The organism is Savagea faecisuis, assembly GCF_042675605.1.
In the GTDB taxonomy this organism is placed as follows: domain Bacteria; phylum Bacillota; class Bacilli; order Bacillales_A; family Planococcaceae; genus Savagea; species Savagea faecisuis.
This window is the reverse complement of the sequence record NZ_JBHTJF010000022.1, coordinates 410,588-423,714: the sequence shown is the minus strand read 5'-3', so window position 1 is coordinate 423,714 and position 13,127 is coordinate 410,588. Positions and strand designations below refer to the sequence as shown.

Here is a 13,127-nt window from a genome sequence, read left to right as displayed (position 1 = left end):
ATCATTTTAGGGTATGAAGTCAATACCTTTCACTTATTTCTAGCATTGAAAAACATTTCTCGTTACAATATAAATCAAGGTGGTGAAGACGATTTGAAAAGAAAAATAACATTCACTTTGCTCGCGTTTACTTTCGTATGCGGATTCTTTTATGCGATGACAAGTTATGCGACGAGCACAGTAGAAACGAAAGGAAAAATGAACGTTCGCTCGGGACCAGGACTCACATATGACGTCATCGATACACTCCAAGCGAATGAGTCACTCACCGTTCTCGATGAACAAGATGAATGGTTCCGCGTTTCTTATAAGAAAGATCGTGAAGGCTGGGTCGCTTCTTGGCTCGTCGAACGGAAAAGTGATGTGGAATCGAAAGGTGATGTCGTCATCTCCACGACGGACGGTCTTAACGTACGACTCGGCCCTTCCACACAATCGAATATTATCGGAAAAATGGATGCCGGAAAAGAAGCAACTTTAGAACTCGAACGGGACGAATGGTCATACATTATCGTAGACGGAATGTACGGTTGGGTACATAGCTCATACTTGACAAAAACGACGTCTGAAACCCAAAAAGCGAATGATGAAATGACCCCTTCGCCTGAAGCGAAAGACGGACAGTTTACCGTGATCGTCGACTCTTTAAATGTCCGCTCACGTCCAGGACTTCAAGGAAAAGTAATCGGTTATGCGCATCGAGGTGAGGCGTATGAAGTGTTAGAAGTTGACCATAATTGGGTGAAAATTCAACTCGATTCAAAAAAATCAGGCTGGGTCGCTAGCTTCCATGGACAACTCAATGCATCTCAAAAATCAGGGGAGCAACCGAGTTTATTTTTAATTTCGACGATTGCGGACGGCACGAACTTCCGCGAAGAACCGACGACGCACTCCCCTATCGTAAAACGACTTGAAGCAGGTTATCATTTAAATGTTTTGAAAGAAGAAGGGGACTGGTATGAAGTCGAAATCGACGGACAACGTGCTTATGTCGCACAATGGGTCGTATCTACTTTAAACAGCCCGAACATTTCAAAACGGGCAGACGAAGCCGAATCTACTACTCGTAAAAAAGCTTCCATTCCTGGCACGTTGAACGGTATTACAATCGTGTTAGATCCTGGGCACGGAGGACATGATCGTGGAACGACAGGGGCGCGAGGGACACGTGAAAAAGATTTAACGATGAAAACAGCTGAAGTGTTAGCGCTGAAATTACGTTCTGCTGGTGCCAAAGTACATTTGACACGCGAACGAGACACGTTCATACCTTTACGCACACGCGCTCAAATGAAAAGCCAGATGAATGCCGACGCATTTATTAGCATTCATTACGATGCGAACGTTGATTCAACTGTTGTCGGTCATACGACATTTTACTTCCATGACAATCAAAAAGAACTCGCAGAAGTATTGAATGCGACGATTGAACAACAAGTACCTTTACGCAACCGCGGCGTTCAAGTCGGGAATTTCCAAGTGCTCAATGAAAATAGTTCAGATGCTGTTCTACTAGAACTCGGATTTTTAACGAATGCGGCAGAAGAGCAAGTTTTATTATCTTCTCAATTTAGAGAAACTGTTTCGTACGGAATTTACGACGGTTTATTACAATTTTTCAATGACTAATTAAAAAAGCGTTTGAAATCGAATGATGATTTCAAACGCTTTTGTTATTTGGATTCTACCATTAGTGTAACAGGACCATCATTGATGAGGGATACGTCCATCATCGCACCGAAACGACCCGTTTCGACATGGAGCCCGAGAGCGCGCAATTCTTCATTGAACTGCTCCCATAAAGGTTCCGCCTGTTCAGGACGAGCTGCTTGAATGAAGCTCGGACGTCTCCCTTTACTCACATCACCGTATAATGTGAATTGAGAGACAGAAAGGACCGCTCCACCGACCTCAGATAAATCACGATTCATCTTTCCTTCTTCATCTTCCCAAATGCGCAATCCTGCAATTTTTTTCGCTACGTATTTCACATCTTCTGGCGTATCTTCATGCGTAATCCCGACGAGGAGTACGTAGCCTTTATCGATTGCTCCTGTCACTTCTCCATCGATTGTGACCGATGCTTGTTTCGATCGTTGGAGTAAAACTTTCATCTTATCACTTCCTTAATTCGTTACACGATGCACAGCATGAACATCTGAAATTTGTTTAATCTTCTTCACAATTTGGTGTAAATGTTCGATGCTCGTAATTTCAATCGTCATTTCAATTTTTGCGATTTTTTCTTTGTTCGCACGGCCTGTCACCGCTGTGATCGGTACTTTCATTTCTGTCACCGTCATCATCACTTCATTTAACAAGCCTGAGCGATCAAACGCTGATATTTCAATATCGACTTCAAATGTTTTCGATGAGCGCCCGCTATCTCCAACTGCCCATTCTACTTCTAAGTAACGGCTATCTGCTTCTTCCGTATGAACGACGTTCGGACAGTCTGTTCGGTGAACGGAAACGCCTCGACCCTTCGTAATGAAACCGATAATTTCATCTCCTGGAACTGGATTACAACATTTCGCTAAGCGAATGAGCATATTGTCAATGCCTCGAACGACGACGCCTGATTCTGTTTCTTTATATTCTTTTTTCTGCGGTGCTTCTTTTTTCTTTTCAATGTCAGACTTCACTTTTTCTAAAGCGTCTATCTTTTCACGCTCACGGCGTAAACGCTCTGCTAAACGGTTGACAATTTGTTGCGCTGTAATCCCACCTGAACCGACATTCGCATACATATCTTCTTCTGAAGCGAAACTATATTTATCAAGAACACGCGAAATATTTTCAGGAGTGAGCACTTCTTTCGGCTCATACAGCTGCGCCTTAATTTCACGGTCAATGAGGGTTTTTCCTTTGACGACATTTTCTTCTCGTAATTGACGTTTAAAATATTGCTTAATTTTGCTGCGTGCTTGTGACGTGTTCGCAATTTTTAACCAATCGCGGCTCGGGCCAAACGATTGTTTTGATGTCAATACTTCAACGATGTCCCCCGTCGCTAATTTCTCATCGAGCGGAACCATTTTTCCATTCACTTTCGCTCCAATTGTACGGTTCCCTACTTCTGAGTGTACACGGTAAGCAAAGTCTAATGGAACCGATCCTTTCGGCAGTTCAATGACATCTCCGTTCGGTGTGAAGACGTATACCATATCGGAAAATAGATCGAATTTGAGCGACTCCATAAATTCTTCCGCATTCGTTGATTCATTTTGAAGCTCTAAAATTTCACGGAACCATGTCAATTTTTGTTCGATATTGTCAGTCGTTTCAGATGCAACACGTCCTTCTTTATACGCCCAGTGTGCCGCGACCCCGTACTCTGCAATGTGGTGCATATCTTCCGTACGAATTTGCACTTCTAACGGATCTCCCGCTGGACCGACGACTGTCGTATGAATCGACTGATACATATTTTGTTTCGGCATCGCGATATAATCTTTAAAACGCCCTGGCATCGGTTTCCATAACGTATGAATGATTCCGAGTGTCGCATAGCAATCTTTAATGCTTTTCAGTACGATACGTACCGCCAATAAATCATAAATTTCATTGAATTCTTTATTTTGCAAAGCCATTTTACGGTAGATGGAATATAAATGTTTCGGACGACCTGAAATTTCCGCTTCAATGCCCATGCGGTCTACTTCAGAACGTATAATGTCCATCACTTCTTCTAAATAATCTTCCCGTTCCGCACGCTTTTGTTTCATCATATGGACGATGCGGTAATATTGTTGTGGATTTAAATAGCGAAGCGCTGTATCTTCAAGTTCCCATTTAATCGTTGAAATTCCGAGACGATGCGCGAGAGGTGCAAAAATATCGAGCGTTTCTGCAGAAATACGACGTTGTTTTTCTTCATTGACATATTTTAATGTACGCATATTATGTAGGCGGTCTGCCAATTTAATTAAAATGACACGAATATCTTGTGCCATCGCGATAAACATTTTTCGGTGATTTTCCGCTTGCTTCTCTTCATTTGAACGGAATTTTAATTTTTCAAGCTTCGTCACACCATCGACGAGTACAGCGACTTCTTCGCCAAACTGTTCAACGATGTCTTCACGGCTTACTTCTGTATCTTCTACGACATCGTGTAAAAATCCAGCTGCGACAGTCGCAGGGTCCATTTGTAAGTTCGCTAAAATACCAGCAACTTGAATCGGGTGTAAAATATATGGCTCTCCCGACTTGCGAAATTGGCCTTCATGCGCTTCTTTCGCTGCAATATATGCCCGTTTGACAAATTCGACATGCTCTTCATTCATATACGTCGACACGATATGATAAATATCTTCTGCTGTCATATCTTTCTCTTTCGCCATTGTTTTACACTCCTTTCTGCATTCTTTCTATTTTTATTTATAGTACGGTAATCCCTTATATGTGTAAAGGAGGAAGCGTTTTAAAAAAACATTCTGCGAGTGATTCACAGAATGCTTTTGAATTATTCTTCATCGTATGTGAGCAATGTACAAACGTCGTACCCTTCAATTTTTTTACGTCCTTCTAAATACGCAAGTTCAATTAAAAAGGCACAACCTGCTACGACGCCACCGAGTTCTTCTACAAGTTCAATCGTCGCTTTAATCGTGCCACCTGTTGCGAGCAAATCGTCTACGATCAAGACGCGCTGTCCTGGTTTAATTGCATCTTTATGAATCGTTAAACGGTCTGTTCCGTACTCTAAGTCATATTCAACAGATACCGTTTCACGTGGTAATTTTCCAGGTTTACGAACAGGCGCAAAACCTACTTCTAATGCGTACGCTACTGGGCAACCGATAATAAATCCACGCGCTTCAGGACCAACAACGATGTCCGCTTTCACTTTTTCAGCGTATTTCACGATTTCGTCCGTCGCAAATTTATACGCCTCTCCGTGATCCATCAATGTCGTAATATCTTTGAAGCTTATCCCTTCTTTCGGATAATCTTCGACGATTGTAATATACTGTTTTAAATCCATCTTTCCTTCTTCCTCCTACTGAAGCAATGTTTGTTTTAATTGATTGTATGAACTGTATAACAAGTCACGCTCAAGCGATATTTGACGCTCTCTTTGTTGATAAGTCGGGGCGTCTTCTAAATTTCGTTTTTCGATATTCGGCGCAATTGTAAATACACTACCTTCTAGTGTAACAAATTTTAAGTCTAAAAACACTTTTAACATAAAGACAATCGTGTCTTTTTTCCAACCTTTTTGCTTCGCGATCCATTCCCACTCTTTGATAAAATCGAGATGACCACGCTGTTTGATCGCTTGGAACAACCATCCGAACATTTCACGCGTCGGTATACGCTCCATGTAAAATGTTTGGGCGACATAGAAATGACAATATAAACGATGTGGTTCGTGTTGAGTAATAATGTCAATTATTTGTTCCATACGATCTGGTAAATCGAGGAAGACGATTATTTTTTCCTCGCCTGTTAAATCTTCAGCCATCGTTAAAGGAACATGTTTTGCAAAACGTTCAGCATGTTGTGGCTGGAATAAAATAAATGTCGCATTTGGCGCTACTTTAGGCAGCCATTGTTGCAATTGTTCAATTCCACGCATATCGAACACTTGAACGTCTTTCGACTGCAAATCTTCCAACATAAATTGTGGATTACGTCTACCGTTCCATTCGTTAATTTGAATATCTCCTGCTACGGAAACGGTCGTTCCTACTGTAAGTGCGTCCGCTACTTCTCCAAATTGGAAACCGATACAATCGAGCGCATCTGTCGTCGTGCCTACTTTCATTTTCAAATGATTCAGTGCTGATCCTATTTTTCTCACTTCGAGTACTTTAACGTTTTCAATCATATAGGTCGGCTTCGGAAAACCGATTCCGAACGGGCGAAGTTTTTTCATGTCGTCTAAAACATCTAAGTCGATTTCATCGATCGTCGTTTGAACGTCGATCGTCAATTTAGGAATGTAATCTTCGGGCGTCAACGTTTCACGCGCAATGGCGATGAGGCGTTCACGCAGCGGTTCGATTTGTTCGATTGGAATCGTCAATCCTGCCGCCATCGCGTGTCCCCCATACTTCTCTACAATCGGCTCACTTTGTTTGAGCGCTTCGTATAAATGATAGCCTTCAATACTGCGTGCCGACCCTTTCGCTTCACCTGTTTCGCTGTCGATGCCGAGAATGATCGTCGGGCGATAATATTTATCCGTAATGCGAGAAGCGACGATTCCAACAACTCCTGGATTCCACCCTTCTTTCGCCAGTACAATCACTTCCGGCACTTCAGTATGAGCTTGCATCATTTGCTCAGCTTCTTCTGTTATCGTTTGTACCATTTGTTGACGGTCTACGTTCATTTCATTTAATTGCATTGCGTAAGAACTTGCTTCTGCCGCTGTTTCAGCATTTAATAATTGTACTGCGAGCGTGGCATCTTGTAAGCGTCCAGGAGCGTTTAAACGCGGCCCGTACGAAAACCCTACCGTTTCCTCATCCGCTTCGAAAAGAGGAGTTTTACTCGCTTCTGCGAGCGCACGCAAGCCGATATCTTCACTCTTTTGCAATAAAGATAGTCCGCGCTTCACAATGTAACGATTTTCGTCAACGAGTGGCACGAGGTCTGCAATCGTCCCGATCGCTACATACGGTAATAACGTTTCATCCACTTCTCCGAGCAAAGCGGTCGCTAATTTAAAAGCGACACCGACTCCTGCCAATTCGGGAAACGGATAATTTCCTTCCGGATGACGCGGGTGAATAATACAATCGGCAGGTGGTAATGTTTCGCCAATTTCATGATGATCGGTGACGATGACGGTCGCTCCTAAATTTTGAGCATGAGCAATTGCATCATGGCCTGAAATCCCATTATCAACCGTAATAATAAGTTCAAACCCTTCATGAATCTTTTCTTCAAAAAGCTCCGCATTCGGGCCATATCCATGTTTAAAACGGTTCGGAATCGCGTAATCGACGAGAGCTCCAAGCGATTGTAATGCACGTAATAAAACAGTCGTACTCGTCACGCCGTCCGCATCATAATCCCCGTAAATTAAAATCGGCACTTGGCTGTCGATCGCAAATTGAATCGTCTCGACTGCTTCATCCATTTGATACATTGAAAATGGGTCATGCAATGCGGTATGATCCATCTCTATAAATTGTTTCGCCTCTTCAACTGTTTGAATGTCACGCGCCACTAAGATTTTGGCGAGCAAAGGCGGAATATGTAATGCATCGCAAAATGATTGAATGAGCGCTTCATCGCTACTCATCATTTGCCATTGACTATTTGATTGAATCATTAATATCACTCCATCTCTTCCTTTAATTATACCGAATTTATATGCAAAACGAAAAAGGATAAGTACCCACTATGCGAGACTGTGCATAGTCATGTACTTATCCTTCACTTATTGTTCGTCGATGACTGCTACTTCGTTCGCTTCGTTCGTAATATCGCGAACGACGACATCTTGTTGCGGGACGATTCGCAATTGTTCTTGACGTAACAATTCTTCTTTTTCTTCAATAACCGCTTGTAGACGTTTCACTTCTTGTCTATATTGCATACGACGGAAGAGCGCAAATGAGCCACTGATGAATGCTCCGATTAAAACACTCGCTAAAATGACGAGTACGAGTGGCATCTCTGCCGTTGTAAAAATAAAGTTGACGATGACAGGTCGAATGTTGACAATTGAAAAAATCGCCACGACAATCGCTAACAATAAGCTAACGATTAACATCCATTGTGTTTTCATTTGAATTCCTCCCTCGCTTCTTTTGAAAAGTAGACGGTTATACGCCGTCTACTCATACTATCCATTATACGACAGGCTCATCTGAACCCCATTTTTTCTTCTCTTTTTCAACGTCAATCGCGCCTTTTTCTTTCAATTGCTTCTTCTTCAAGTCAAACCAAATTTGAGCTGAAATGAAGATTGAAGAATATGTTCCGGCGAGTAAACCGATGAGTAATGCGACAGAGAACGGACGAATTGAATCCGCACCGAGTGCAATTAACGCAACGACTACGAAAATGACCGTTAAAATCGTGTTAACCGAACGTCCTAATGTTTGACGTAATGATTTATTGACGATTGTTGCCAATTCATCTTCTGTCTTCACTTTACCTGAACGGGTCATATTTTCCCGAATTCGGTCAAATGTGACGATCGTATCGTTGATGGAATACCCGACAATCGTTAAGACGGCTGCGATAAATGTAATATCGACTTCCATTCGGACGATACTGAACACCGCAATCATAAAGAATGCGTCATGCAACAATCCGATAACAGAAGCGACACCCATTTGCCATTCGAAACGGAATGCGACGTAAATGATAATTCCGATCGCTGCGAAGATGAGTGCATACATCGCATTTTTCGCTAATTCTTTACCGACTTGTGAAGATACCGTTGAAACGTTCGGTTCTGAACCGTAAATTTCAGCGAGTTCACTTTTGAACTTATTCACTTCGTCTTGAGAGAATTCTTCATTGAAGCGAGCGACACCGATTTCTTTCTTATCTCCTGATACGACGATATCTTTCACTTCGTGTCCGACAACTTCCAAGTCTTTTTCAAACTGTTCTACGTTGATCGGTTCTTTCGACATCACTTCAACACGTGTACCACTTGAGAAGTCGATGCCTAAGTTCAATTTGAAAACAGCGAGCATAATGATACCTGCTGTTAATAAAACCGCTGATAACGTGTAGAAACGTTTGCGTGCATGAACGAAGTCGAAACGGTCGAATTTCGTCGTTAAATCGAGTGTGTCGATACCTTCATCGATATGATGAATTTTCGATTTTGGAACGCCGAACAATCCTGGCTTATTGTCTAAAATACCACTATTGACGAGTAAACCTAAGAAGAGACGTGAGCCCCAAACAGCTGTTAAGAAGCTGACGATAATACTGATAATTAACATCGTTGCGAAGCCTTTAACCGAGCTCGTACCGAACTGGAATAAAACGACCGCTGCTAACAATGTCGTAATGTTCGCATCAAGAATTGCTGTGAATGAACTTTTCGCTCCGGATTGGAAAGCAGAGCGGATCGATTTTCCGACGCGCAATTCTTCTCGTACTCGTTCGTACGTTAAAATGTTCGCATCGACAGCCATACCGACCCCGAGCATTAATGCGGCGATACCTGGCAATGTGAGAACACCGTTAATCGCTGTGAATGCCACTAAAATTAAGTAAATGTAAATCGATAATGTAATGACCGCAATTAATCCTGGTAAGCGGTAGTAAAGAAGCATGAAGACGAAGATTAAGCTAACCCCGACAATCCCTGCTGTAATTGTCTTATCGAGCGCTTGCTCACCGAATTGCGCCCCGACCGATGTCGAGTATACTTCTTCTAATTGAACAGGGAGTGCCCCTGCGTTTAAAATACCAGCGAGCTGTTTCGTTTCAGCTGGTGTGAAGCTTCCTGAAATTTCGACTCCTGATGAATGGATTGGTTGCTTCACCGATGGAGCTGAAATAAACTTCGGTTCTTCTTTCGCGATTTCAGCGTAAAATGAATCGACGCCTTCTTCAAAGTCTAACCAAATGACGAGCACGTTGCTCGGTGCTGGTTTACGTGAAATTTCCGTCGTAATTTGACCGAATTTGCTCGCATCTTTCAATTCTAATGTGACAATTGGTTCGTTAAACTGGTTGAAGCTCGGTTTCGCTCCACCTGCTTTTAAATCGTCACCGTCTAACATTAAATTGTCGTCCGCGTCACGGAATGTTAAATTCGCTTGCGTCGACAATAAATCACGCGCTTGTTGTTGGTTTTCGACACCTGCTAATTGAACACGAATTCGGTTATTCGATTCAATTTGGATGTTCGGTTCACTAACCCCTAACACGTTGACACGGCTGTTTAATGCATCCGCCGTATCACTTACTGCTTTTTCATCGATCACTTGACCTTCTTTCAATGGTTGAACTTCGTATAAAACTTCGAATCCACCTTGCAAATCAAGCCCTAATTTTACGTCTTTTAATATACTTTTTGAAGTTCCACTAATCGTCGTTGCGAATAAGACAATCAATAGTAAAAAGGCGACGAGGCGACCTCTACTTTTCATTCATTGTTTCCTCCCTACATCTTACGAACAATATGTATTGCAAACGTTGCACAATGTCACAATTATGAAACAGTCCTCGTAACATGTCAACTATTCATCTTCTTCTTTTTTGAGGAGCAAATGAAGTTCCTCTTGATTCAATTCTGAAAACCAATCAAGCTCTTCTTGCTGGATATCAACTTGCGTGTACGTCATAAATTGAGCAGGGGTCACGCTAAGTATGTCTGCTACGAGTTGATGCATGCGATAATTAATAATATCTTCGTTTTTCCAAACGTGTTTCAAACAAAAATCCCATAATTGTTCCTCTGTCACCGCATCATAATTATTTAATTGTAACTCTTCTACTTTGCTCGTAATCGCAGGTTTTAAACGTTTAAATAACTTTTTATGCTTCATCGTTTACCCTCCCCATGTTGAAAAAAGTCGGCTGTAACTTACGATAGTTAACGGGCCGACTTTCCATTAAACGCTTTTGTTCAATACTGTGCCGATCGCTTGACGTTCAAACTTTACGACAACATCGTTCGCTACTCTTACATGAACGACTGTATCTTCTAAGGCATCAATTGTGCCATGAATGCCACCTACTGTGACAATTTCATCCCCGCGTTGTAAACTGTCATGCATCGCTTTCATTTGCTTCATACGCTTTTGTTGCGGACGAATCATCATGAAATATACTAATGCGAACATTAAAACGAGCATGATTAACGTGCTTCCGAGTTCACCACCCAAGTTGTTTCCCTCCTCTAACTGCTAGCATATAGAATGTCTAGACATTCTATTTTCTTCACACTTCCTATTTTAACGGAAGTTCATAAATTTTGCAGAGTTTCTACTGATTTTTTTAAAAGTTTTTTGCGTTCGGTTCATTATACCCGTATTGCTCGAAAAACTCTTCTCTGAAATCACCGAGACGATCTTCACGGATCGCTTGACGAACATCCTCCATTAAATTCACTAAGAAATACAAGTTATGGTAGCTTGTCAAACGTAAGCCGAAAATTTCTTCTGTTTTAATGAGATGATGAATGTAAGCACGTGAATAGTTTTGACATGCGTAACAATCACAGTTTTCATCTAGCGGACGGAAATCATTTTTAAATTTCGCATTGCGCACGACGAGGCGACCTTTGCTCGTCATCAATGTACCGTTACGCGCGATACGTGTCGGCAACACACAGTCGAACATATCGATGCCGCGAATCGCTCCGTCGATTAAAGAATCCGGTGTTCCTACTCCCATTAAATAGCGTGGTTTATCTGCTGGCAAATGTGGAACTGTAAATTCTAATGCGCGATTCATTACTTCTTTCGGCTCTCCGACAGACAGACCGCCAATCGCATATCCTGGGAAGTCGAGAGATACTAAATCTTTCGCACTTTGCACGCGAAGATCTTCATATTCTCCCCCTTGCACGATTCCGAATAACGCTTGCGCATCTTTTCGTTCATGCGCTTCTAAACAACGCTCCGCCCAACGGCTCGTGCGTTCTACTGACTTTTTCATATAGTCGTGCGTGGCAGGATATGGCGGACACTCATCAAATGCCATCATAATATCCGAACCGAGCACGTTTTGAATTTGCATCGCTTTCTCTGGGCTTAAAAATAGTTTACTGCCGTTTAAATGGTGACGGAAATGAACACCTTCTTCTTTAATATCGCGCAATTTACTTAAACTGAACACTTGGAAGCCACCTGAATCCGTTAAAATCGGACGGTCCCAGTTCATGAATTTATGCAGGCCACCTGCTTGTTCAATCACTTCGGTACCTGGACGCAACCATAAATGATACGTGTTGCTTAAAATAATGCCTGCTCCGATATCTTTCATTTCTTCTGGCGACATCGCCTTCACCGTCGCTTGTGTACCGACTGGCATGAACACTGGCGTTTCAAATGAACCGTGTGGTGTATGGACGATTCCAAGTCGTGCTCCTGTCTGTTTACATGTTTTAATATGTTCGTAACGAATAACCATTTAATTTAACTCCTTTTTCTTTCGAATCATCATCGCATCTCCAAAACTGAAGAAACGATATTTTTCACGCACTGCTTCCTCGTACGCATGCATCATCATATCGCGCGTCGTTAAAGCGGAAACGAGCATGAGCAACGTCGATTGAGGTAAGTGGAAATTAGTAATGAGACCGTCGATCGCACGGAATGTATATCCTGGATAAATAAAAATATCTGTCCAACCACTGCTCGCGACAATGCGACCGTCATGAGTGCTTGCGACCGTCTCCAACGTTCGACAACTCGTCGTGCCGACCGCGATGACGCGACCGCCTGCCTTACGCGCTGCTTCAATCGTTGTTGCCGCTTCTTCCGTCACGACATAATATTCGGAATGCATGACGTGGTCGTCAATGGAATCAACGCTCACTGGACGAAATGTTCCGAGCCCGACATGCAATGTGACGAACGCGATATGAACGCCTTTCGCTTCAATTTTTGCTAACAATTCATCTGTGAAATGCAAGCCTGCTGTCGGAGCCGCTGCTGAACCGCGCTCTTTCGCAAATACTGTTTGATAACGATCTTGTTCATCTAATTTTTCTGTAATGTACGGCGGAAGTGGCATTTCGCCGAGCTCATCTAAAATCTCGTAAAAAATACCTTCATACGACATTTTGAAATGTCTCGCACCTTCTTCTGTAATGTGCGTACACGTCGCTTTTAAGCGGCCGTCTCCGAATTCGACGACCGCTCCTACTTTCACACGCTTCGCTGGTTTGACGAGCGTTTCCCACGTATCGTCTCCCACTTCTTTTAACAATAAAATTTCAATATGTGCGCCGGTATCTTTCGTTCCGAATAAACGGGCAGGAAGCACTTTCGTATTGTTAAGAACGAGCACGTCACCACTTTGCAATTCATCCAACACCGTTTCAAATGTCGTATGTGTTAATTCTCCATTGTCGCGGTCGACAACCATGAGACGGCTTGCCGTACGGTCTTTAAGAGGAGTTTGAGCGATGAGCTCTTCTGGTAATTCAAAATCAAAATCTTTGACGTTCATAATAAAAG

11 protein-coding genes are annotated in these 13,127 nt (G+C 42.5%); 1 reads left to right on the top strand and 10 read right to left on the bottom strand.

The window, feature by feature from the left end; genetic code table 11:
- Positions 1-93: 93 nt before the first annotated feature.
- Positions 94-1,632, top strand: coding sequence for an SH3 domain-containing protein (locus tag ACFQ0V_RS06895; RefSeq protein ID WP_381011434.1), 1,539 nt, complete (start codon positions 94-96; stop codon positions 1,630-1,632).
- 44 nt (positions 1,633-1,676) lie between these two features.
- Here ACFQ0V_RS06895 and dtd read toward each other — a convergent pair whose 3' ends face one another.
- From dtd to queA, 10 genes are all read right to left on the bottom strand, one after another.
- The gene (gene dtd, locus ACFQ0V_RS06890) at positions 1,677-2,117 is read right to left on the bottom strand and encodes a D-aminoacyl-tRNA deacylase (RefSeq protein ID WP_381011431.1); all 441 of its coding nucleotides are present in this window, start codon (positions 2,115-2,117) and stop codon (positions 1,677-1,679) included.
- Between the two features lie 12 nt (positions 2,118-2,129).
- The gene (locus ACFQ0V_RS06885) at positions 2,130-4,349 is read right to left on the bottom strand and encodes a RelA/SpoT family protein (protein ID WP_381011428.1); all 2,220 of its coding nucleotides are present in this window, start codon (positions 4,347-4,349) and stop codon (positions 2,130-2,132) included.
- A gap of 122 nt (positions 4,350-4,471) precedes the next feature.
- Positions 4,472-4,993 carry an adenine phosphoribosyltransferase gene (locus tag ACFQ0V_RS06880; RefSeq protein ID WP_381011425.1) on the bottom strand — a complete coding sequence of 174 codons (522 nt, stop codon included), beginning with the start codon at positions 4,991-4,993 and terminating at the stop codon, positions 4,472-4,474.
- A 15-nt stretch (positions 4,994-5,008) separates the two neighbouring features.
- Complete coding sequence (gene recJ, locus ACFQ0V_RS06875; protein WP_381011424.1) at positions 5,009-7,294, bottom strand: single-stranded-DNA-specific exonuclease RecJ; 2,286 nt, start codon at positions 7,292-7,294, stop codon at positions 5,009-5,011.
- Between the two features lie 108 nt (positions 7,295-7,402).
- Positions 7,403-7,753: a LapA family protein gene (locus ACFQ0V_RS06870; protein WP_381011421.1), complete on the bottom strand. Its 351-nt coding sequence runs from the start codon at positions 7,751-7,753 to the stop codon at positions 7,403-7,405.
- 64 nt (positions 7,754-7,817) lie between these two features.
- Positions 7,818-10,088, bottom strand: a complete 2,271-nt coding sequence (gene secDF / locus ACFQ0V_RS06865; protein ID WP_381011418.1) for a protein translocase subunit SecDF — start codon at positions 10,086-10,088, stop codon at positions 7,818-7,820.
- A 90-nt stretch (positions 10,089-10,178) separates the two neighbouring features.
- Positions 10,179-10,487: a post-transcriptional regulator gene (locus ACFQ0V_RS06860; protein WP_381011416.1), complete on the bottom strand. Its 309-nt coding sequence runs from the start codon at positions 10,485-10,487 to the stop codon at positions 10,179-10,181.
- Positions 10,488-10,553: 66 nt separating this feature from the next.
- Positions 10,554-10,826, bottom strand: a complete 273-nt coding sequence (gene yajC, locus ACFQ0V_RS06855) for a preprotein translocase subunit YajC (RefSeq protein ID WP_381011413.1) — start codon at positions 10,824-10,826, stop codon at positions 10,554-10,556.
- A 112-nt stretch (positions 10,827-10,938) separates the two neighbouring features.
- Positions 10,939-12,075, bottom strand: a complete 1,137-nt coding sequence (gene tgt, locus ACFQ0V_RS06850; protein WP_381011410.1) for a tRNA guanosine(34) transglycosylase Tgt — start codon at positions 12,073-12,075, stop codon at positions 10,939-10,941.
- Complete coding sequence (gene queA, locus ACFQ0V_RS06845; protein ID WP_381011407.1) at positions 12,076-13,119, bottom strand: tRNA preQ1(34) S-adenosylmethionine ribosyltransferase-isomerase QueA; 1,044 nt, start codon at positions 13,117-13,119, stop codon at positions 12,076-12,078.
- Between the last annotated feature and the right edge of the window lie 8 nt (positions 13,120-13,127).